At 61.9% G+C, this 22,688-nt stretch carries 19 protein-coding genes and 1 tRNA gene; 11 read left to right on the top strand and 9 right to left on the bottom strand.

What is annotated here, in order from left to right; all coding sequences use genetic code 11:
* Window positions 1-10: 10 nt before the first annotated feature.
* Window positions 11-616: a nitroreductase gene (locus WDB91_RS15280; RefSeq protein WP_339115058.1), complete on the bottom strand. Its 606-nt coding sequence runs from the start codon at window positions 614-616 to the stop codon at window positions 11-13.
* A 173-nt stretch (window positions 617-789) separates the two neighbouring features.
* Here WDB91_RS15280 and WDB91_RS15285 point away from each other — a divergent pair, with 173 nt between their 5' ends.
* The 6 genes from WDB91_RS15285 to WDB91_RS15310 all read left to right on the top strand — a co-directional run bounded on the left by WDB91_RS15285 (window position 790) and on the right by WDB91_RS15310 (window position 7,581).
* Window positions 790-2,952: a YjbH domain-containing protein gene (locus tag WDB91_RS15285; protein ID WP_339115059.1), complete on the top strand. Its 2,163-nt coding sequence runs from the start codon at window positions 790-792 to the stop codon at window positions 2,950-2,952.
* Window positions 2,949-3,623, top strand: coding sequence for a YjbF family lipoprotein (locus WDB91_RS15290; protein ID WP_339115060.1), 675 nt, complete (start codon window positions 2,949-2,951; stop codon window positions 3,621-3,623). The genes WDB91_RS15285 and WDB91_RS15290 overlap by 4 nt, the downstream gene beginning before the upstream one ends.
* Window positions 3,624-3,735: 112 nt before the next feature.
* Window positions 3,736-3,945 carry a hypothetical protein gene (locus WDB91_RS15295; protein WP_339115061.1) on the top strand — a complete coding sequence of 70 codons (210 nt, stop codon included), beginning with the start codon at window positions 3,736-3,738 and terminating at the stop codon, window positions 3,943-3,945.
* Between the two features lie 429 nt (window positions 3,946-4,374).
* Window positions 4,375-5,169, top strand: coding sequence for a 5-deoxy-glucuronate isomerase (gene iolB / locus WDB91_RS15300; RefSeq protein WP_339115062.1), 795 nt, complete (start codon window positions 4,375-4,377; stop codon window positions 5,167-5,169).
* 85 nt (window positions 5,170-5,254) lie between these two features.
* Window positions 5,255-6,469, top strand: a complete 1,215-nt coding sequence (locus WDB91_RS15305; protein WP_339115063.1) for an MFS transporter — start codon at window positions 5,255-5,257, stop codon at window positions 6,467-6,469.
* Between the two features lie 59 nt (window positions 6,470-6,528).
* Entirely contained in the window at window positions 6,529-7,581 is a 1,053-nt protein-coding gene (locus WDB91_RS15310; RefSeq protein ID WP_339115064.1) for an AbrB family transcriptional regulator, read from the top strand.
* A 5-nt stretch (window positions 7,582-7,586) separates the two neighbouring features.
* On the opposite strand, the gene htpX is transcribed toward WDB91_RS15310, so the two are convergent.
* The 4 genes from htpX to WDB91_RS15330 form a co-directional block, all read right to left on the bottom strand.
* Window positions 7,587-8,573: a zinc metalloprotease HtpX gene (gene htpX / locus WDB91_RS15315; protein WP_339115065.1), complete on the bottom strand. Its 987-nt coding sequence runs from the start codon at window positions 8,571-8,573 to the stop codon at window positions 7,587-7,589.
* A gap of 268 nt (window positions 8,574-8,841) precedes the next feature.
* Complete coding sequence (locus WDB91_RS15320; RefSeq protein WP_339115066.1) at window positions 8,842-9,249, bottom strand: hypothetical protein; 408 nt, start codon at window positions 9,247-9,249, stop codon at window positions 8,842-8,844.
* Between the two features lie 170 nt (window positions 9,250-9,419).
* Window positions 9,420-10,073 carry a deoxyribose-phosphate aldolase gene (gene deoC, locus WDB91_RS15325; protein WP_339115067.1) on the bottom strand — a complete coding sequence of 218 codons (654 nt, stop codon included), beginning with the start codon at window positions 10,071-10,073 and terminating at the stop codon, window positions 9,420-9,422.
* 53 nt (window positions 10,074-10,126) lie between these two features.
* Complete coding sequence (locus tag WDB91_RS15330) at window positions 10,127-11,821, bottom strand: mechanosensitive ion channel domain-containing protein (RefSeq protein WP_339115068.1); 1,695 nt, start codon at window positions 11,819-11,821, stop codon at window positions 10,127-10,129.
* A 120-nt stretch (window positions 11,822-11,941) separates the two neighbouring features.
* On the opposite strand from WDB91_RS15330, the gene WDB91_RS15335 reads away from it, so the two are divergent.
* The 5 genes from WDB91_RS15335 to WDB91_RS15355 all read left to right on the top strand — a co-directional run bounded on the left by WDB91_RS15335 (window position 11,942) and on the right by WDB91_RS15355 (window position 17,567).
* On the top strand, window positions 11,942-12,622 hold the full coding sequence (locus WDB91_RS15335; RefSeq protein ID WP_339115069.1) for a Crp/Fnr family transcriptional regulator: 681 nt from the start codon (window positions 11,942-11,944) through the stop codon (window positions 12,620-12,622).
* Window positions 12,623-12,932: 310 nt separating this feature from the next.
* Window positions 12,933-13,817: an MBL fold metallo-hydrolase gene (locus WDB91_RS15340; protein WP_339115070.1), complete on the top strand. Its 885-nt coding sequence runs from the start codon at window positions 12,933-12,935 to the stop codon at window positions 13,815-13,817.
* A gap of 66 nt (window positions 13,818-13,883) precedes the next feature.
* The gene (locus WDB91_RS15345) at window positions 13,884-15,563 is read left to right on the top strand and encodes a TIGR01244 family sulfur transferase (protein WP_339115071.1); all 1,680 of its coding nucleotides are present in this window, start codon (window positions 13,884-13,886) and stop codon (window positions 15,561-15,563) included.
* A 60-nt stretch (window positions 15,564-15,623) separates the two neighbouring features.
* Window positions 15,624-17,366: a sulfate permease gene (gene sulP / locus WDB91_RS15350; RefSeq protein ID WP_339115072.1), complete on the top strand. Its 1,743-nt coding sequence runs from the start codon at window positions 15,624-15,626 to the stop codon at window positions 17,364-17,366.
* 125 nt (window positions 17,367-17,491) lie between these two features.
* A tRNA-Val gene (locus WDB91_RS15355) sits at window positions 17,492-17,567 on the top strand.
* A gap of 764 nt (window positions 17,568-18,331) precedes the next feature.
* Here WDB91_RS15355 and WDB91_RS15360 read toward each other — a convergent pair.
* The 4 genes from WDB91_RS15360 to WDB91_RS15375 are packed head-to-tail and all read right to left on the bottom strand — an operon-like array spanning window position 18,332 to window position 22,585.
* Window positions 18,332-18,826 (bottom strand): flavin reductase family protein, encoded by a 495-nt coding sequence (locus tag WDB91_RS15360; RefSeq protein ID WP_339115073.1) that lies wholly within the window; start codon window positions 18,824-18,826, stop codon window positions 18,332-18,334.
* A gap of 56 nt (window positions 18,827-18,882) precedes the next feature.
* Window positions 18,883-19,893, bottom strand: coding sequence for an ABC transporter permease (locus tag WDB91_RS15365; RefSeq protein ID WP_339115074.1), 1,011 nt, complete (start codon window positions 19,891-19,893; stop codon window positions 18,883-18,885).
* Window positions 19,890-21,479 (bottom strand): sugar ABC transporter ATP-binding protein, encoded by a 1,590-nt coding sequence (locus WDB91_RS15370; protein WP_339115075.1) that lies wholly within the window; start codon window positions 21,477-21,479, stop codon window positions 19,890-19,892. Before WDB91_RS15370 ends, WDB91_RS15365 begins: the two co-directional genes overlap by 4 nt.
* Entirely contained in the window at window positions 21,476-22,585 is a 1,110-nt protein-coding gene (locus tag WDB91_RS15375) for a substrate-binding domain-containing protein (RefSeq protein WP_339115076.1), read from the bottom strand. Before WDB91_RS15375 ends, WDB91_RS15370 begins: the two co-directional genes overlap by 4 nt.
* Window positions 22,586-22,688 lie beyond the last annotated feature (103 nt).

Genomic DNA, 22,688 nt, shown 5'->3' on the forward strand with positions numbered 1-22,688 from the left:
GTCTGCGTCCTTATTCGGTCACGAATGTGGTGATGCGTGCCAGATCGGGGCGCGGACGGTCGGGCGGCGTGACGCCTTCAGTGCCGATATGGACAAAGCCCGCGACCCATTCGCTCTCTGCCAGATCCAGCGCCTCGCGCCCGAAATCCGCGTTATGGGCGGCCCAGCCCGAGAGCCAGCTTGCCCCCCAGCCTGATGCCAGCGCCGCCGAGAGAAGCCCGTAGCAGACAGCGCCCGCCGAGAGTGTCTGCTCGATCAGAGGGATCTTGGGGCTATCCACGGGGGCGCTGATGACGGCCACGCAGAGATGGCTGTCCTCGAACTGCTTGGCGGCCTTCTCGATATCGACGCCGGTCAGCCCGTCGGCTGCGGCGCCCTCGGTTGCAGCCTTGGCCAGACGCTCGAGCGCGGAGCGGCGCAGCACTATGAAACGCCACGGCTCGAGTTTGCCGTGATCGGGGGAGCGGGCCGCGATTTCCAGCATCGGCATCAGGGCGCCATCATCGGGGACCGGCGTTACCAGCGTCTTGGCCGGACGCGAGCGACGGGTCTTCATGAACTCCAGCACTTGCGGATGTTCGATTGCAGCGTTGATTGTTGCCTCTGATACGGTCATTCACGGGCCTCCTGTCCTGATCCGCCCAGATATCGTCAGCTTTGTTGCCAAATTCAACCATCTGCGGGCTGCTGTTCGTCCGGCAGGTCCGAAAAGCGGTGCGGGCTGTTGCGCTTGTTGACGGCTTCGTGCTCTATGGTGAAGAGCAATTGAGACAACCAAGGTCAGGCATAGTGAGTATTTCCCAACGGTCTGCATGGCGCCGCACTCTTCTGGCCGCGCTTCTGTGTGGCGCGAGTTTCCCTGTCTGGGCACAGGATGGCAGCGACATTACCTATAGCCAGCCCCAAGCGCCCTCGCTGAACATGTATGGCGTGCCGGGCGTGCTGGATATGCCCTCCGCAGAGATGCTCCCTGACGGGCAGGCGGCCTTCAGCTATTCCTATGCGGGCGGAATATCGCGCTATAACATGACCTTCCAGGCGTTTCCCTGGCTGTCTGCGACCTTCCGCTATAGCGGGATCCAGGACCTCGATCTCTACGGGTTCGACACCTATTACGACCGCAGCTTCGATCTGCGCCTGCGCCTTCTGAAGGAGGGCCATTATGCGCCCGCCGTCACGCTGGGACTGCAGGACATCGCGGGCACCGGTCTGAACGCGTCGGAATATATCGTGGCGGGCAAGCATTTCACCACGCCGGGGCTTTCGCCCTCGGGCGAGGGTCAACTGCATGTGACCGCGGGTCTGGGTTGGGGACGTCTGGGCTCGATGGGAGCCTTCACCTCGACCGGCAGCCGCCCCTCCTATGACAGCTCTTCCTCGGGCGGCCAGCTCTCGGCCGACCAGTGGTTCCGCGGAGATGTGGCGCCTTTTGCAGGGATCGAGTGGGATAGCGGGCAGAACTGGAGCCTGAAGGCCGAATATTCCTCGGATGCCTATGTGACCGAGACAGAGAAGTCGGATGTGTTCGAGCGCAAGAGTTCGTTCAATTTCGGCGCCGAATATCAGGTCTCCGATACAACCCGCATCGGGGCCTATTACCTTTACGGCTCGATCGTGGGCGTGAGCGCGCAATTCCAGCTCAATCCGCGCCACGAGATCACGCCGCTGGTGATCGCCGCCCCCGATCCGGTGCCGCCGCGCCGCGACTGGGCCGAGGAATCGGACTGGGATCCGTCTTGGGCGCAGAGCGAGACCTCGCGCAGCAAGCTGTTTGAAGACCTGAAGACGGCGCTCGCCGATGACGGCATCCTGATTGAATCGCTGACCCTTCATGCGCGCTCCGTCGATATCCGCTATCGCAACCCGCGCTATCAGGCCGATACTCTGGCCGTGGGCCGGATTGCGCGTATCCTCGCCCGCTATCTGCCCGCCACGGTCGAGACCTTCCGCATCGTGCCGATGGTTGACGGAATGGCCGCCTCGGCGGTCACGATCAGCCGCACGACGCTGGAGGATACCGAATATCTGCCGGACGCGACCGATACGGTCTGGGCGGGTGCGACCGTAGGCGATGCGCCTGCCGTCGGTGCCGATGCGCAGATCAATGGCGATCTCTATCCGAAATTCTCGTGGGCGCTCACGCCCTATACCAAGACCTCCTATTTCGATCCGTCGGAACCGTTCCGACTGGATGTGGGCGCACAACTTGCCGCGACATGGCAGTTCTCGCAGGGCTGGAAACTGGCAGGGGCCGTGCGCCAGCGCGTCTGGGGCAACATCAAGGACGGACGTCTCTCGAACTCCGTGCTGCCACATGTGCGCACCGACCAGACCGCCTATGCGCAGGAAGATACGACCCTCAAGAACCTCTATCTCCAGCATAACTGGAAGATGGCCCCCGATATCTACGCCCGTGCGAGCGCCGGTCTCTTCGAGGAGATGTATGGCGGGGTCTCGGGCGAGGTGCTCTGGAAGCAGGCGGATAACCCGCTCGCCTTCGGGGCGGAGCTGAATTACGTCAAACAGCGCGACTATGACCAGCTTTTCGATTTCCGCGATTATGATGTCGTGACCGGCCATGTCTCGGCCTATTACCGCTTCGAGGACTATCTGCTGGAAGTCGATGCGGGGCGTTATCTGGCGGGCGATTACGGTGCGACCGTCTCACTGGACCGCATCTTCGACAATGGCTGGTCGGTCGGCGCATTTGCCACCGTTACCGATGTCTCCTCCGAGGAATTCGGCGAGGGCTCCTTCGACAAGGGCGTGCGCTTCAGCGTTCCGATCGCATGGCTCACCGGCGATCCCAACCGCAGCGGCTATGGCATGACGATCCGCCCGACCCAACGTGATGGCGGCCAGCGGGTCTATGTGCCCGGCCGACTCTATGAAGACATCCGCGGCAAGGACAATACCAGCCTGACGCAACAGAAAGCAGGGTTCTGGCAATGAAGACCTCCGTCGTTCTCTCCGCGGCCCTCTTGAGCATTCTGGCCGCCTGTTCATCGGGGGTCGAGGCCCCCAATAGTCAGGAAGTCGTAGCCAGGACCGTCGTGGCCGCGCTCAAGCAGTCGCGCCAGAAACCGGCTCCGCAGATGAGCCGCGCGCAGCTCGAACAGCTGGGCGTGCCGGTCATGGAGGTCAGCGTCGAACGTATTGGCGCGACCGGCTATCTGGTCCCCGAGACCGAGCAGAGTGATTCGCTTGGTCGGAGCAAAACTTGGCAAAGTTCCGATAACGGCAGCTTTACTTTCCGGCAGGGTGTGCTCATTGCGTCACGCGGTTTCGGCTTCGATCTCCTCTCCGCATCGGCTCCCGTCAGCAAGGGACAGGCGATGGGTCCGGCCAGTTCCGTGACCCGCCACTATGTGACGCGCGCGGGCGATTACTCGGAAAACAAACTGGATCTCACCTGCACATTGGGCACAACAGGGCACGAGACCATTGAAATTCTTGGAAAATCACATGCTACACGGCATCTGATCGAGGCCTGCACCTCGCCCGAGGGCAACAAGGTCAGCAATGATTACTGGATCGGTCTGCAGGACGGGGTGATGTGGCAGTCGCGCCAATGGGCGGGTCCGCGTATGGGCTATGTCAGGTTCCGTCAGATCGTGAACTAATCGATAAAATAACTTTCAAGGCAATTTTTCTGCGCTCGCGAAAAAGAAATTGAAAGTGAACACCCGCCTGCTAAGTTGAAATCTAATAGCTGTCCCCTATTGGAGTTTTGTAATGAAGAAAGTACTCGCGGCTCTCGCCCTGATCACTGCTGCTTCCGCAGCAAACGCACAAGCACCCGGCCCGACCAGCCTTCCTGGCCCGCTTGCTGGTGCAGGCACCGGCATCATCGTTGCCGGCACCATGGTGACCATCGTTGCAATCAGCATCGCAGTGGCTGCTAACGACGATTCGTCGGACACCACCACCACCCCGGGTACCTGATCCGGACTTGCCGCATCGGGCTCCCCGATCGCAGGCATATCGATACAGAAAACCCGGCCTCGCGGCCGGGTTTTTGCGTTCAGCCGTCCGGCGTTGTTCTACCACGACCCGCAGGGAATATCCCTGACCGGACCATCACGAAACTGTCAAAGGCGCCGCTGCACCGAGCCGCCAGCGACGCAATGCGGCGGCGGCGTGGTGGAGCCATGCCCTGCGGCACCCGAATATTGCATTTTGAAAGAAAATGCGCAGCCCCCTCAAATCATAGGATAAACCATTGGCAATCCGGCGCGCGATACGCATGGATCGCATGCGGAGAGGTCAGGGCTGCGGTTTTGCACCGCCAGTTGATGCCGGACAGGCGGCATGATCTACATTGGGCAGGAGGCCGCGCCATCGCGCGGAAGAGCCGAGAAAGAGGAGAGGAACATGACGAATTTGCAGCACAAGCCCTTCGGAACCCGCGGGAAGGTACATGAAATTACCCCTGCGCTGGCCGGTTGGCGCTATGTGGGATTTTCGCTCTATAAACTGAAAGCGGGCGACACGGCGGCAGAGGCCACCGGGTCGAACGAGGTCATTCTCGTGATGGTCGAGGGCAAGGCCGCGATCAAGGGCGCGGGCAAGGATTGGGGTGTGCTGGGCGAGCGGATGAATGTCTTCGAGAAGACCCCGCCGCATTGCCTCTATTTGCCGAACGGCACCGATTGGGAGGCTGTCGCCGAGACCGACTGTACCATCGCGGTCTGCCTTGCCCCCGGCAAGGGCGGCCACGAGGCGCGCAAGATCGGCCCCGACAATATTACCCTGACCCAGCGCGGCGAGGGCTCGAACGAGCGCCATATCAACAATATCGCCATGGAAGCCGAGGATTACTGCGACAGCCTGCTGGTGACCGAGGTCTTCACCCCCGCAGGTAACTGGTCGTCCTTCCCGAGCCACCGCCATGACGAGGATGATTTCCCGCGTGTGACCTATCTCGAAGAGACCTATTACCACCGCATCAACCCCGGTCAGGGCTGGGGCATCCAGCGCGTCTATACCGATGATGGCTCGCTCGACGAGGTGATGGCGGTCAAGGATGGCGATGTCGTTTGCGTGCCGCGCGGACACCATCCTTGTGGCGCACCGCACGGGTTCGAAATGTATTATCTCAACGTGATGGCCGGCCCGCGCCGCGCTTGGCGTTTTGTGCCCGCCCCCGAGGTGGAACACTTGTTCTGACAGGAAAATAAGCCTAGTTAGCTTGTAACGTCAGGCCGCCATCCGGCAACGGGTGGCGGCCTTTTCCTGTCTCGAGGCCTTCATAATGTCTTCCCCCTCTCCGGTTTCAGGCGCTGCTGCGGGCAAGCTGGGTCCGGCGGCCTGCATGCTCGCCATGTTCTCGGCGCTTCTGGGCAGCACCGCTCCAAGCCCGCTCTATCCGTTCTATATCGCGCATCTGGACCTGCCGCAGGTCATGGGCACGGCGATTTTCGCCACCTATGCCGTCGGCACGCTCTGCGCGCTGTTTCTGGCGGGCGCGATCGGTTCGGGCATCCGCGATCTGCGCTTCGTTCTGTGGCCGGGGCTGCTGATCACGGCATTGGGGGCGGCGATCTTCAGCCATCCCGACAGCCTGTGGACGCTGCTGACGGGGCGGTTCCTCAACGGCTTCGGCACGGGGCTGATCACTGGCACCGCCTCGACGGCGCTGTTCGAGCTGTCCCACCCCGACAAACGTGGCCGCGCGGCGATGTTTGCCACGCTGGCTTTCACGCTGGGCGCTGCGGGCGGACCGCTCCTGACGGCCACCTGCCTCGAACTGGGCCTCGCCGCCACCTCCCTGCCCTTCGTGATCATCGTGGGCCTTGCGGTCTTGGCGATGGTCGGGCTGAAACTGGCCGCATGGCCCCCGCGCGAGCCCCGCACGGGCGCAGGCGCGAAAGCCGCGTCGGGAGCGTCGCAGGGCGGACAACTCGGGCTCTATCTTCTGGCCTGTCTCGGCCTGACGGTCGCGTGGATGCTCGGCTCGCTCCTGATGGCGATCGGCACCGATCTGGGCCAGCGCGCCTACGCGATCCGCTCCGTCGGCCTGGCGGGCATGGTTCCGGCGCTGTTCCAGCTGTTTGGTGGTGTGGGTCAGGTATTCTGGGGCCGTTCACTGCCCCTGCGGACCCTGATCATCGGCATGATCGGGCTGGCGCTGGCGCAAAGCATCCTTCTTCTGGCGCTCCCCGGAGAACATGGCTGGATCATGCTCGCGATGATGCCGGTCTGCGGCTTTTTCTATGGCGCCGCCTTTGTCTCCGCGCTCGGCATCGCCACACAGGCCGCCCCGCCCGAAACCCGCGCGAACTGGATCTCGCGTTTCTATGTAGTGGGCTATCTGTCGAATGCCGTGCCAACCGTCGTGATGGGCGGGCTCATCGACCTGATCGGACTGTCACCGGCCTTCTTCTGGTTCGGGCTGGTTGTTATCGGGCTCGCCTGTCTGGGCGCGGCGCTGGCCCTGCAGTCCCGACGCGCGGCCCTCGCCGTTTGACCTCCCCTACTCCCGCGCCACATCACCTCCGAAACACCACCAGTCAGGACAGGCCCCGCATGCAGGCAAGACGGATCGTATCATGGCTCGCCATCGTTATCAGCGGCATCGCAGCGGGCGGAGTGCTGTCCTATTTCGGGGTGCCGGCAGGCTTGCTGATCGGGCCGATCGTCGCGGGGATGTGTTTCGGTCTGGCCGGATACAAAATGGCTTTCAACCGCGATTTGCGGGCTCTCGCACAAGGCGCGACGGGGGTTCTCATCGCCTCGAGCTACCGACCCGACACACTCGCGCGTCTGGGCGAGTTCTGGCCCGAGGCGCTGGCCAGCCTCTTTGCCACGATGGTCATCGCGATTGCGGCGGGGGTCGTTGTCGGACGGATGGGCCGCATCGCGAAAGAGGAGGCGATCTGGGGTTTCCTGCCCGGCATGGCAAGCGCCGTGATCGCCATTAGCGAGGAGCGCAACATGGATGCGCGGGCAGTGGCCATCATCCAGATCATCCGGATTCTGGTGGTGATCCTGTCGATGTCCGCTTTGGCGGCGGTCCTCCATATGACGGGGCTTGCCGATCCTGCACAAGCAGGGGCGGCGAAGGTCAGCCCGCATGGGCCCATCTGGATCCCCTGTATGCTGATCCTGCTGGCTCCACTGTCGCAGAGGTTCATGCGCTTTGTTCCGGCGGGCGGATTGATGGTGCCGATGATCACCGCGATTGCGCTGAAATCTGCAGGCGTCAACGTGGTCATGCCGCATGAGTTTCTGGTGGCGGCCTATCTCGTGATCGGCGCGCATGTGGGTCTGCGCTTCGACCGCCCGCTCCTGCGTCAGGCAGGCGCTGCCCTGCCCGCAATCATCGGGGCGGCCATCGTCATGGTGTTGTTGGGCGGCGGGGTCGGCTTCGCGCTTGCATGGGCGGTGGATGTCGACACGCTCAGTGGCGTGCTGGCTGCCGTTCCGGGCAGTATCGATGCCGTGGCCGCCCTGTCCTATTCCAGCGGCTCGGACATGTCCTTTGTAATGACCTTGCAGATCCTGCGGCTGTTTGTCGTGCTGATTGCGGGGCCACCTATGGCGTCATGGGCGGCCCGCCGCTTTGCGGTAAAACGCTAAACCCTTCAGTTCCAGGGGCTGTTCCGGTCACGGTGGCGGCCCACTTTGGGAAGCGAGCTGCCGCTGACATCATCGTCCTGCGACGGGGTTTGGAAAGGCTGGGCATGGACGGGCCGGCGGGACGCTGCGGGACGCATCGTCCCATTATCGCCCATCTGCGCGGCAAGTTCGCGCAGCGCCGCCACGCGGTTCTCGGTTGCGGGGTGCGTCGAGAACAGCTTGTCGCGCCCGCCCCCGTGCAGCGGGTTGATGATGAACATATGCGCCGTGGCAGGGTTGCGCTCGGCGGCAATATTATCGACCTGCGCCGCACCCTGCTGGATGCGCTCCAGCGCCGAGGCCAGCCAGAGCGGATGGCCGCAGATCTGCGCCCCCTGCTTGTCGGCGGCATATTCGCGCGTGCGCGAGATCGCCATCTGCACCAGAGAGGCCGCGAGAGGCGCGAGGAACATCATGGCCAATGTGCCCACGATACCCAGCCGGTTCTCCTCGCGATTGCCGCCGAAGAACAGCGCGAAATTCGCCAGCATCGAGATCGCACCGGCAAAGGTCGCGGTGATCGTCATGATCAGGATATCGCGGTTCTTGATATGCGCCAGTTCGTGGGCCACCACCCCCGCCAGCTCCTCGCGCGAGAGCACCTGCATGAGGCCCGAGCTGACAGCCACGGCCGCATTCTCGGGGTTGCGCCCCGTGGCAAACGCATTGGGCTGGGGGGTGTCGATGATATAGAGCGCGGGCATCGGCAGATCGGCGTTGCGCGCAAGCTCTGCCACCATCTCGTTCAGGCCGGACGGATCGCGCGGACCGATGGGCTGGGCGTTATGCATCCGCAGCACCATCTTGTCGGAATTCCAGTAGCTGAAGATGTTCATCGCCGCAGCAATCACGAAGGCGATAACCATCCCCGTGCTGCCACCCAAGAGATAGCCAAGCCCCAGAAACAGCGCCGTGACGGCAGCCATCAGCATAGCGGTTTTTACATATCCCATCGTCTCTTTCCTATTCCGGTTCTCATGCGAACGGTCCAACTGGATATAGGCAGCAAAATGCGATGTGCAATGTAGGCCGGGCCCGCCAGAAGACGGAAATGACACGGCAGTTTATAAGTCAGCTGTTGAATAAACCGCTAATTCAGGGTGGGTTTTCAAGCTGCTTAGACAGTAGGCAAAATTGGAAGAAGGGCAATCCGGACTCGGATCACCCTTCCTCACTGGAGATGCACATCAGTGATGTGCAACGGTCATGACAGAGCCGGAATTAGCGGCCCGTGCCAAGATAGGGGCGTGCGATCGGCGCGACGGTATTGCGCGAAGTGCCGGTTTCGATGAAGCGGGCTTCTTTCGCGTCATCCGCGCTCGAGAGCGAAACGAGTTCTGCCATCGAGTATTTCGATGCATCAACGCCGAGCTGCTCTGCCAGCTGGGCTTTACCTTGAGAAACCGAGGTATTTTCTTTTGCACGGTTCTCGTGGTTCAGGAAGTATTTTGCTTCCTGAACGTCACCGTTGATTTTTGCATCACGGATATTGGTCAGTTCCGCAGTGGTGAAATCGGCACCGTTCAGGCCCAGCTGAGCGGCGAGTTGCGCGTGGCCTGCGCCTTCGGCAGAAGCGAAACCTGCGGAAGCGGCAAGAACGATAGCGGCAGCAACGAGAGTGGTTTTCATAGTCATCTCCAAGTGAATACGGCTAACCAGCAGTGAACAAGGTTAGCCGCCTAATTGATGACGTCCCTCTACGCCTGTGTGTTTCATCCGTAAATGACAGAAACACAGCATGCTAATGTTTATATTTGCACATTCACAATTTCGTCACAAAGCGAGCGATTCGAAATATATTAAGCGCCAATGATCGCGAGGCTTTTGGAGGCGCCGATCCGGCTGGCTCCCGCCGCGATCATCGCCAGCGCATCCTCCGTCGTCGAGACACCGCCCGAAGCCTTCACACCCATCTCCGGACCGACCGTCTTGCGCATGATCGAGATCGCCTCGATTGTCGCGCCGCCCGACGAGAAACCGGTAGAGGTCTTCACGAAATCCGCCCCTGCCTCCTTGGCCAGATGACAGCCCGTGGCGATCTGGCTTCCGGTCAGGAGGCATGTCTCGAGAATGACCTTGAGGCAAAGATCGCCACAGGCGGCCTTGACTGCGGCGATATCGGCACGCACCGCGTCCAGATGCCCGTCGATCAGATCGCCTACGGAGATCATCATATCGATCTCGGTCGCGCCCTGCGCGATTGCCCATTCCGTTTCGGCCACTTTCACAACGCTCGGAGAGGCTCCGAGCGGGAACCCCACAACGGTGCAGACCAGAACCCCGCTGCCTGCAAGCGCCTTGGCCGCGCGCGGGACATGGATGGAATTCACACAGACCGATTTGAACCCATGGCTGGCGGCCTCTGCGCAGAGCGCATCGATCTGGGCGGTGGTGACATCGGGCTTCAACGCGGTGTGATCGATATAGGCGGCGAGTTCGGCAGGCGTCATCATGTGTCTCCGTGATAGGATGGTCGCACAAGCCATGGCAGGCCGGAATGAAGGGGTCAACTCTGTGCAGGCACCGCATCAGCGTCCATCGGCGCATGACGCGGGAAGACCGGCCTGGCGTCGCAATCGATTTCGCGCGCCTTTGCCAGCAGCGCCTCACGCACCTCGTTGGCCGTCACAAGACCGGTATTCGGGTCGTCGCTCGGCACGAGGAACAGAACCTCCTGTCCCCAAATATCGTGGTTGGACACATAGACGCCGCGGCTATCGGGATCATCGCGTAGGCCATATTCGTCGAGAAGGCGGTGATAATATTCCCGGAGCGGCGTGACATCCGTCCGGTGATCAAGCCGCAGGATAACCTCGAACAGGGTAAAATGCTCCTGCATCGTCCAGTTCTCGAACGGCTCGGCCACGAAATCGACCACCGGCACCACGAGCCGTTTCCCCGTCCAGATGCGCAGCTGGACATAGGTGAAATTGATCCGCTCGACCGAGCATATATAATCGCGGAACAGGATCTTGTCGCCGATCCGCGCCGACTGGTTCATCGAGATTTGGAGCGAGGCCAGAATATTGGACAGGATATTGCGTGCGGCGAAGGCCAGAAGCAGACCGATCGTCCCCGCCGATGCCAGAAGCGAGATCCCGAGCGATTGCATGACGGAGGCCTCGTTGAGAACGATCCCCACGCCCACCATTGCGATCAGCACGATCCCCCCGCGCCTGAGCGCCGAGACCCGGGTGGCCATTGCGCGACGCAGTTCCTGCCCCTCGCCGATCGCACTGAGCTCGCCCCCATCGAAGGAGACCAGCCTCTCGATGATCACGTCGGCGATATTGACGATGAGCCACAGCACCGCCGCCACGATCCCGAAGACGGTCAGAGGCGACAAAATCGTGTCGATACGGCCCGAGAAGATAAAGAGCTTGTTGGAAATCAGCCCCATCGTCGCCGTCATGACCAGAAGGGTCATGGGGCCGCGTATCGCCACGAGGAAGGAACCGGGGGCGGCACGGCGGTCACGATGCATGCCGCGCGACAGGATCTTTTTGGTGACCCAGCCCATAAGGGCCGTGATCGCGATCGCCAGAGGCAAACCGATCGCCTCCCACCATTGCAGACCCCAGATCGCTTCCTGCCGCAAAACCGTAGGCAGGGCCTTCTCGAGCGCGGAGGGCGCGAACGCATCGCCGAGCGCGGGCAGATTATCCACCGTCTGGCGCGAGACTACCCAGACCGGCTCGCTGTTTTTCGGCTTGATCCGATTGATGCGGATCGGCACCGGCCGGTCGCCCAGATCGACATACCATAGCAGGATCGACCGGCGCGACTTGCCCGCCATCGGCGTCTCGGCCCCGCCGCGCTCGTTCATGCCATCGGGGCGGTCATAGAGCGCATACCAGTCGATGATGATCTTACGGTCCAGAAGAGTCTTGAAATCCCTTGCAAGCTCGGGGCCTCTGGTGCGCTGTTCCATCTCGTCGATATCCGACAGATCCAGCATATGCGCGGCGGCCAGCCAGTCGCCGTTATTGGCCTGAATGATGAAACTCTCCAGAGCCGAGCGCGGCGTAGTGCGGTCGATCTTGTCGGGTGTCGTGCCCAGCCCGCGATTGAGCGCATCGACCTGATACCATTCCTCGGAGGCCGCAGCTTCCTCTGCCTGCGCGCCGGGCGGTATGACCGCCAGACACCAGAACAGAAGAAGGGACAGCAGGGACGGGGCGCGGAGCGTGGCACGGATCATGCAAGGCAAACCGCCTGGATGACGCAGGGTTCCGGACGCCGTGTAAAAATCTCCACGGCTGGCATTTTGCCGCCGCCGGAGCTAGGCCTAGGCCGGAGCAAGGCAGGGGAGCTTTTACCGATGACACCCGAAACAACTGGCTGGATTGATAAATTCGAAGGCCTGAAGCAGCTGCCCGATGACATCCGCACGGCGCTGGTCGCGGGTAGCAAGGTGCTGACAGTCCCCGAAGGCACCGAGATTTTCGCTCCCGGTCAATCGGCGGACAATCTTCTGCTGCTGATCGAGGGGACGGTGCGGGTCCAGCAGAAATCCGATACGGGGCGCGAGGTGATCCTTTACCGCGTGAATGCAGGCGAGAGCTGTGTGCTGACCACCGCCTGCATGCTGGCTTTCGAGGATTATGCCGCCGATGGTGTCGCCGAGACCGAGGTCACAGCGGTGGCCATTCCGCGCGCGACCTTTGATGATCTGGCGGGCCGCTCGCCCCTTTTCCGCGAATTCGTCTTTAAGGCCTATTCGCGCCGGATCACCGATCTCTTCACACTGATCAACGATATCGTCTTCCAGCGCATGGATGTGCGGCTTGCGCAGCGGCTTCTGGAACTGGCCGATGAGCGCGACACCATCCGCGCCACCCATCAGGCGCTGGCCAACGAACTGGGCACCGCTCGCGAGGTGATCTCGCGCACCCTCTCGGAATTCCACCGTCGCGGCTGGATAGAGCAGGCGCGCGGCGAGGTCCGGCTGACCGGCAAGACCGGGCTCGAGCGCCTTGTAAAAGCCGCAGGCCTGCTCTGAGTGCGAAACCAACCATAGCCCGTATGTGACGAAGTCACCGTGCATCTCCCTCCATCCGGTATAAACCTTTCTCACGACCCATCGGGAGACCAGAATGCCGAACGATACAGGACGCTGTGGTATTGATGCCTTTCTGCGGTTCCCGCCTTCACCGGCCTGCGGCCTGCTGGTATCGTGCAGAGGCGCGCCCTCCCCGTCGCACCGGTCTTAGGTGTGACACCAGCCACCGGGTTCTGCCCGGTCCATATATTCATCGGCATCCGCCCCTCCCGCGGAAAGCCCCCAGTCCTTCGCTCAAGGAGTTCCGAGCATGATCTACACGACCGACATGTCCGTCCAGCCTGTGGTCAAAGGGTTCTTCGACCCTGCGACCAACACGATCAGCTATATCGTCAAAGATCCGGGCAGCATGGCCTGCGCGATCATCGATAGCGTGATGGATATCGACTATGCGGCAGGACGGATCAGCTATGACCATGCCGACGAGCTGATCGCCTATATCGAGGCCGAAGGACTGCTGCTCGAATGGCTGATCGAGACCCATGTCCATGCCGACCACCTGTCGGCCGCCCCCTATATCCAGAAGAAACTGGGCGGCAAGCTGGGCATCGGACGTCAGATCACCGTGGTGCAGGATACGTTCGGCAAGGTCTTCAATGAAGGCACCGAGTTCCAGCGCGACGGCTCGCAATTCGACAGGCTGTTCGATGACGGCGATGTCTATCATGTCGGCGGCATGCGCTGTTTCGCCATGCATACGCCGGGCCATACGCCCGCCTGCATGGTGCATGTAATGGGGAACGCGGCCTTCGTGGGGGATACGCTCTTCATGCCCGATGGCGGCTCGGCGCGTGCCGATTTTCCGGGTGGGGATGCGGGCATCCTTTATGACAGTATCCAGAAGGTTCTCTCCCTGCCCGCAGAGATGCGTCTGTTCATGTGCCACGATTACGGCCCGAATGGCCGCGAGATCCGCTGGGAAACCACCGTGGCCGAGGAGAGGGCGCATAACATCCATGTCGGGGAGGGACGGACGAAGGAGGAGTTCGTCAAATTCCGCACCGAGCGCGACGCACAGTTGGCCATGCCCAAGCTCATCATCCCTTCCCTGCAGGTCAATATGCGCGGCGGCGACCTGCCGCCCGCCGATACCGACGGCAAGCGCTACCTGAAAGTGCCCCTGAACGGGCTCTGAGCAGGTCCGCAGTCAGGGGGCGGGCACCGACCCGCCCCTAAAGACCATCTCCCAGGAGGAAGAGCTTTGGAAAAGCATGAACTGGCCACGGGTCTGTCCGTCGGTCCGCAGATCACCATATCCGATGTGCAGACGCTCGCGGCGGCAGGCTTCCGTTCGATCATCTGCAACCGCCCCGATGCCGAGGGCGCGGACCAGCCGGGCCATGAGGAGATCGCCCGCGCGGCACAGGAGCAGGAGATGGAGTTCCGCTATCTGCCGGTCACCCCCGGCATGGTGACGCAGGAGGATGCCAGTGCCTTTGCCGCAGCACTGACCGCCCTGCCCGGTCCCGTCTTCGCCTATTGCCGCACCGGCACACGGTCGACCACGCTCTGGTCACTGTCGCAGGCCAAGGACCGCTCGCTGACCGATATTCTCGCCCGTGCCAAGGCCGCAGGCTACGACATGAATGGCGTCGCTCGCCGGATTGCCAATGGCGGCAAGACGCCCACCGATACGGGCGATGCGAAATATCAGGTGGTGATCGTGGGCGCGGGAGCCGGCGGCCTTTCGGTTGCGGCAAGCCTGAAGGCGCGGCGCAGCGACCTTGAGGTCGCCATCATCGACCCCGCCGATATCCATTACTATCAGCCCGGTTGGACGATGGTCGGCGGTGGTATCTTTGAACCTTCGAAAACCGCCAAAACCATGGGGAGCCTGATCCCCAAAGGCGTCACATGGATCAAGGCCGCCGTGGCCGCTTTCGAGCCCGAGAAGAACGCCGTGATTCTCGATGGTTGCCGCGTTGTGAAATATGACCGCCTTGTGGTCTGCCCCGGACTGAAGCTCGACTGGGCGGGGATCGAGGGGCTCGAAGAGACCCTTGGCCGCAATGGCGTGACCTCGAATTACCGCTATGATCTGGCACCCTATACATGGCAGCTGGTATCCTCGACGACCGAGGGGCGCGCGCTTTTCACCCAGCCCCCGATGCCCATCAAATGCGCCGGAGCGCCGCAAAAGGCGATGTATCTTTCGGGCGATGCGTGGTTCAAACGCGGCGTTCTGAAAAATATCGACATCCAGTTCATGAATGCCGGCGGCGTGCTTTTCGGGGTGAAGGACTATGTCCCTGCCCTGATGGAATATGTCGAGAAATATGACGCCACGCTGAATTTCTTCCATAAACTGGTCTCTATCGACGGCTCCGCCAAAACGGCCACCTTCGAGGTCATCAGACCCGACAGCGAAAAACAGATCCTCACCACCGATTTCGACATGATCCATGTGGTGCCGCCACAAACCGCGCCGGATTTCATCCGCGTCTCGCCTCTGGCGGATGCGGCGGGCTGGGTCGATGTGGATCAGGCCACGCTGCGCCATAAGACCTATGACAATATCTGGTCCTTGGGCGATGTGATGAACGCCCCCAACGCCAAGACGGCGGCGGCCGCGCGCAAACAGGCGCCGACCGTGGCCGAGAACATCATGGCCGATATCGCGGGCCAATCGGCACGGGCGCAATATGACGGCTATGGCTCCTGCCCGCTGACGGTCGAGCGTGGCCGGATCGTGCTGGCCGAATTCGGATATGGCGGCGTGCTCAAACCCTCCTTCCCGAAATGGCTGCTCGATGGCACGCAACCCACACGTGCGGCCTGGCTTCTGAAGGAACGCCTGCTGCCGCCGATCTACTGGAAAGCAATGCTGCGCGGCCATGAATGGATGGCCAAACCCGAAGCGGCCTCCGCCAAGGCCGATTGACCCTTGCCCAGATCACGGGCCGCAAGACGGCCCGTGGCCCCTTTCAGGATAGGCCCGCACATGCCCTCTCTCTCCCGTTATCTGCCGATTTTGGACTGGGGTCGCCGCTATGACCGCGACGCATTTTCCAATGACCTGATCGCCGCGCTCATCGTGACCATCATGCTGATCCCGCAATCGCTGGCCTATGCGATGCTGGCGGGGCTGCCACCCGAGGCGGGGATCTATGCCTCCATCGCGCCGATCCTCCTCTATGCGATCTTCGGCACCAGCCGCGCGCTGGCGGTGGGGCCCGTGGCCGTGGTCTCGCTGATGACGGCAGCGGCCATCGGCCAGATCGTGCAGACAGGCACGGCGGGCTATGCGGCGGCGGCCCTCACCCTCGCCCTCCTGTCGGGACTGATGCTGCTGGCGCTCGGCCTGTTCCGGTTGGGCTTTATCGCCAATTTTCTCAGCCATCCGGTCATTGCGGGCTTCATCACCGCCTCCGGTCTCCTGATTGCCACAAGCCAGCTGAAACATATTCTGGGTATCAAGGCGGGCGGAGCGACCCTGCCGGAAATGGTGGTTTCGATCATCGGGCATCTGGGGCAGATCAATCCGGTCACTCTGGCGATCGGCGTGCTGACCACGGCCTTCCTGTTCTGGGTCCGCAAGGGGCTGAAGCCCATGCTCCGGCGCCTAGGCCTCGGGCCCCGCATGGCCGATATCCTGACCAAAGCCGGTCCGGTCGCGGCCGTGGTGGTGACAACGGGGCTCACATGGGGGCTCGGGCTGAATGCGCATGGGGTGGCCATCGTCGGCTCTGTCCCGCAAAGCCTGCCGCCGCTGACCCTGCCCGACCTCGCGCCCGAGCTGATCGGGCAGCTCCTCCTGCCCGCGCTGCTGATCTCGATCATCGGCTTTGTGGAATCGGTCTCGGTCGCGCAGACGTTGGCTGCCAAAAAACGCCAGCGCATCAGCCCCGATCAGGAGCTTATCGGCCTTGGCGCGGCCAATATCGGCGCCGCCTTTACGGGCGGCTATCCGGTCACGGGCGGCTTCGCGCGTTCGGTGGTGAATTTCGATGCCGGTGCCGAAACTCCCGCCGCAGGGGCCTTTACCGCCATCGGCCTCGGGATCGCGGCCATCGCCTTGACGCCACTTGTCTATTTTCTGCCCGATGCCACCCTTGCCGCTACGATCATCGTTGCCGTGCTCGGCCTCGTGGACATTTCTATCCTCAAAAAGACATGGGCCTATTCCCGCAAGGATTTCGCCGCTGTGCTGGTCACCATCGTGCTCACACTGGCCGCGGGCGTCGAGATCGGCGTCGCGACAGGCGTCATCCTGTCGATTGTCATGCATCTTCTCCATACATCCAGACCGCATATCGCCGAGGTGGGGCTGGTCCCCGGCACCGAGCATTTCCGCAATATCCATCGTCACGAGGTCATCACCCATCCCGATCTGCTGACATTGCGCATCGACGAAAGCCTCTATTTCGTGAATGCCCGTTTCCTCGAGGATTATATCCAGGACCGGCTGACGCGCGCGCCCCGGATCCGCAATGTCGTTCTGATGTTCTCGGCGGTCAACAGCGTTGATTTCTTGGCGCTCGAAAGCCTCGAAGCGATCAACCACCTGCTGAAAGACCGCAATATCGGCCTGCATCTGAGCGAGGTGAAAGGCCCCGTGATGGACCGGTTGAAAACGGCGCATTTCCTGTCGGAGCTGAACGGGCAGGTTTTCCTCTCGCAATATCACGCTTGGCAGATGCTGACGCGGCAGAACATGGAGCGGATTTGCCCGACAGGGAGCTGAAAGCGGAAATCGTTCCTGGGCAACCCACTCAAAAACATGATGATATTTCATCCGGCTTTAACGGCATGTTTATCGAAAATATCTCTTGCAGCTTCGCAAACCTGCCGCTAGAAGCAGCGCATGGCGGGCGGTTAGCTCAGTTGGTAGAGCGCTTCGTTTACACCGAAGATGTCGGGGGTTCGAGTCCCTCACCGCCCACCATATAAATCAATCCCTTACATCGTGAATTGCCTGCCCTTACGAAGAGCGCTCAGGTTCCGTGAACCCGGTTTTCGGCCGATCCTCTCTTGCCGAACCAGCGGTGACCAAAGACACCGTCTCGGGGATGTGGTCTGCCATGTCACTTGCATGGTCCGTTTTGACCGTTCATCACGCGTCAGCCGTCAGCCGTCAGCCGTCGGTCTACCGGCACGCGGCTCTCGGGTGCTGGTGGGCCATATTCCGGCGAGCTGTGTGGGCGCATTGTGTTGCCGTATTGGCATGTAAGGGATCGCCAGCCTCCATGGTGGCGGAGCGCAGAACGCGATCCCGCGCCAGCCATCGCTCGACCAATGCGGCCAAAGCTATGATAAAATCTAGAAGGATGGCTGAAATTGTGGCGCTCGGTCCATGGCGGTGCAAGCACGGAGTCTAGTCAATCTCCTTGCTATGACCGGCATCAGGTTCTCATTTAAGAAGCTGGACGGTCTCATGCGCGAGCGGGTCACGCGTGATGGCAGCGAATGTAAGCCCTAGATTGATACTGCGCAGCAGAACTGCAGAGCCGCATCGCGTCTGTTGCAAAATTATGAACACCATTGATCCGAAAAAAACTTTTCGGATCTGGCTGCAGATCCAGACTCTCCGCAGAGATTTGCAAATGCACTCGAGATAAAAGGCTGGCGCAGTCAGAGCGCGAGCCTTTCATTTATGTCCCACGGCTCCGGATATGTCACCGCCAACCGGAGGCTCTAGCGGGACGGGGGTCACTCGCTCAGGAATTTGCCGCGGAAGAAGATCAGCGGTGCGCCCTCGCCTGCGGCCCGCACACCCTGCACATTGCCGATGATAATGGAGATATCGCCATGCTCGACGACCTTTTCGACCGAGCAGTCGAATACCCCGAGCGCCGATATTAGCGTGGGCGCTCCGGTCGAGAGCGTGTCCCATGCCTCCGGATCGAAGGTTTTCTCCCCCTTGCCGCCGAACATATTTGCCAGATGGGCGGTGCCCTCGGGCAGGAAATTCACCGCGAAATGGCCCTTGTCCAGAATGCCTTGCAGCGCGGAGGTCTTCTTGTCGACCGAGACGATCATCGTGGGTGGATTGGCGCAGACATGGCTGGCCGAGAGGCCCAGAAAGCCCTTGGGACCCTCGGCGCTGTCGGTGGTCACGACGGTCGCGCCGATTGCGCGCTCGCCCAGAGTTTTCCAGAAACTGCCGATATCCATATCGGTGCCGATGGCTTCCATTTTCATCATATGTCCTTTCATGGAAACGGGCCCGCAGCGGGGCGGGCCCGAGGGAGGAGAAATGCTCAGAAATCCTGTGCACTGCGTTTGCGCACCAGTTGCGACAGGGCCACTGCCAGCACCAGCGCGCCGCCATAGAACAGGTTCTGCACGAAGGATTGCATGCCCATCATCGTAAGGCCGGTGATCCCCGTCACGAGGAAATAGACCGCCACCAGCGAGCCTATCGGGTTGAACCGCCCGGGCGTGATGGCCGTGGCGCCAAGGAAGGCTGCGGCAAAGGCCGGCAGCAGGAAGCTGTTGCCCGAATTGGGATCCGCCGCGCCGATGGTGCCCGCATAGATCACCCCCGCAATGGCCGCCATTACCGACGAGCACATAAGCGCGCCGAAACGCACACGGTCCACCGCGATTCCCGAAAGCCGCGCCACCTCGCGCCCGCGCCCCACAAACAAGAGCCTGCGCCCCAGCGTGGTGAACCCGAACACATACCAGATGACCAGACACATGATCAGCGCATAGTAGAAGGCCAGCGGAATGCCGAAGAGCCGCACCGCCACTACCCAGTTCACCAGCGCGAAATCGATCCCGCCGATCGTGGCCGAATTGCTCATCCACAGGACGATCCCGTTGATAAATGTGCCGGTCCCGAGCGTGACGATCAGCGAGGGAATGCGGAAAGTCAGGATGAAGAAGGCGTTGATGACGCCTGCCACAGCCCCCACCAGCAGGGCTGCCGGAATGGCCAGCCCCAGTGAAAGCCCCATCCGCGCATTCAGCACCGCCACAGTCATCGCGGCAAGCGTCAGAACGGCGGCCGCCGACAGGTCGAAATCGCCCGCCGTCAGCGGGATGATCAGCGCCAGTGTCAGGAAGACGAGGATGGATTGCGAGCCGAGCATCGTGGACACATTGGCCCATGAGAAGAAGCTCTGCGGCTCGAGGGCTGCAAAGATCAGGAACAGCACCACCAGCGAGGCGACAAGCGCGTAGCTTTCGGCAATGCGGCCCCACTGGATTTGCCGGCGGGCCGCGTTTTCTGTTTCAGGCGCGTGGTCACTTGTGCTCAGGGTCATGCGACCTCCGGAATTGGCGCGGCGCCATGCGCCCGCAGGGTTTCTTGGGTGATGCTGTCCTTGGTCAGAGCGCTCCCCGACAGCTCGGACACGATCCGGCCTTTGGCAAAGACCAGCACGCGGTGGCAGATCTGCGCCAGCTGCTCGGCATCGGTCGAGGCCACCAACACCGCAGTGCCGCCGCCCGCCGCCCGCGACAGCTCGACAAAAAGCTTCTGGCGCGCGCCCACATCGATACCCTGCGTGGGCTCGTCCAGCATCAGCACCTTGGGTTTTGTCTGGAGCCACTTGGCCATCAGCACCTTCTGCGCATTGCCGCCCGAAAGCGCGCCCAGCGTCAGATCGGGGCGGTTGGGCCGCACGTCGAACCGCCGCCCCAAAGCCTCGCAATTCTCGCGCAGGCCCGCCCAGTCGATTCCGAACCAGTTACGGAAAGCCCCCATCACCGGCAGCGAGATATTCTCGGTCAGCGTGAGCGAGCCCACCCCCGCCCGTCCCAAGCGGTCGGCGGGCAGATAGGCCATGCCCTGCGCCATCGCCTTCGCGGGGGTCAGCTGCGCGGCAGGCAGGGTCTTGCCACCCGTCTCCAGCTGGCCCGTGGCAGGCCGCACGCCAAACAGCGCCTCGGGGACCGCATCGAAGCCCGATCCGATGAGCCCTGTCAGCCCGAGGATCTCGCCCTCGCGCAGGTCGAACCCCACATCGGTGATCTGCTCTGCCGTCAGGCCGCGCACCTTGGCCACAACGGGGGCTGCGGGCGGGAGCGCCTGCGTGTTCTGGAACAGATCCACGCTCTCGCCCACGATATGGCGGATGAAGTCGTCGTGGCTCGCCTCGCCGGACACCACGGTGCCCGCCAGTTTCCCGTCGCGCAGGATGGTCGCGCGGTCGGTGATCTCGCGGATCTCGTCGATATCATGGGCCACAAAGATCACCGCCGCGCCATCGGCGACAATGGCGCGCATAAGCCCGAAAAGCTGATCCACACCGGATTTCGGCAGGAAGGGCGTGGGCTCGTCAAGGATCAGGATCCCCTGCCCTTGTCCCGCATGGGTCTGCACCTCGTCAAAGGCCCGCGCGATCGCCAGAAGCGCACGATCGGGCTGGCTGAGATCGGCCACACGGGCGGCCGGGTCGATCTTCAGATCGAACCTCTCGAAGATCTCCTCCACATGGCGCCGCGCCGCGCGCCAATTGATGCGCAGGCGCGTCTCGACCGACAGATCGTTGAGCATCATGTTTTCCAGCACCGACAGCGTCGGGATCAGCGCCAGATGCTGGTGCACGAAAGAAATTCCGTTGGCCCTTGCGCCCCCTGCGGGCATCGGCAGCCGCGCCTCCCGCCCGTGCAGGATCAGTTCGGCTCCGGCTTCGGGCGCATGCAGCCCCGCAAGGCATTTGATCAGTGTCGATTTGCCCGAGCCATTGGCCCCTAAAAGCCCGTGCACCTCACCGGGCATCACGGTCAGTTCCACATCATCCAGAACCCTGGTCGTGCCGAAGACTTTGGACATATGGCGCGCCAGAAGGGCTGGCGCCTGCCCCGGATAGCTCCGTGGCAGGCGGTCGGGGGTGGCGGGGCTCATTCGAGCCCCCAGAGCTTGCGATAGCCTGCAAGCTGTGCATCGCCATAACCCGCATCATAGGTCGCAGGCACGCCAGCTTCGGCCGCATTGTCCTTATCGAAGATATAGAAAGGCACATAGAGATTGGCCGGCACATCGCCCACATCACACAGATCGCGCATATAGGCATCCATCGACGACCGCGCGATCCAGCCAAGGCTCTCGCCCACATCCATCTTCACATCGCCATTGCGGATCATATCTAGCACGAAGGGCGTGCCGTTGAAGGTGGCGATCGGCATGCCGCGCTTGCCGGTGATCGCCAGCGCCGGCAGCACGAATTGCGACATGGAATCGTAGATCGGGATGATGAAATTGATCGACGGATCCTTCAGCAGCGCCGATTGCGTCGAGGTCTGGATCCGCGTCGCCCAATCGGCCAGAGCGACATTCACATAGGTCGCCTTGCAATCGGGGCACAGCTCGGCCAGCGTCTTCTCGATGGATGTCCAATAGGGCTGCGAGGGCAGGATATCATCCGAGCCGATCACCAGCACATTGGCCTTGCCTTGAGTTTCCGTCACCGCATAGGCCGCGAGGATCTTGCCCACATCGGTAAAGGACACCGGCAGCGAGATATCGGCATTGGGATCTTTCTCCTGCGTCACATCCATATAATGCGAGGCATAGACGCGGATGCCCTTCTTGCGCGCCTCGGCCAGCTGCGGCGCAAGCGAGGCGGGGATCAGTCCGCCCATCAGGTCGATGGCGGTGAAATTGTTGGAGATCGCATATTCGACGCCCTGCACCCATTGGGTCGGGTTGCCCTGATTCTGCCAGATTTCGTGTTTGAAGCCCACCTCTTTGGCAATCTGGGCCTCGCTCTCGACAATGCCCTGATTGAACGGGATCGAGGAGGTGGTGGGGATGGTCAGGATGCTTTTGCCCGCCATGCAGGATTTGGCATCGAACGGCTTGCCGGGTGCCTCGAAACCGGGTTTCTGGCTATGCGCGCTCAGGATCTCCTCGGCGGCAGCCAGATTGGCCTCGGCATGGGCCGGAAGGGCGGACCATGCAAGCCCCGCCCCCAGAAGCCCCGCGCGGATCATCGAAATCGGTTTGGTCATGTGAATAGCCCCGTTGGTGACAGTTTCCGCATCCGCCGGTGGCCGCTTTCATGAGCGATCTCTTCCGGCGCGCGTGGCTCAAGAAGGCGTGAGATGGGGGGCA

Source organism: Thioclava sp. GXIMD2076, assembly GCF_037949795.1.
In the GTDB taxonomy this organism is placed as follows: domain Bacteria; phylum Pseudomonadota; class Alphaproteobacteria; order Rhodobacterales; family Rhodobacteraceae; genus Thioclava; species Thioclava kandeliae.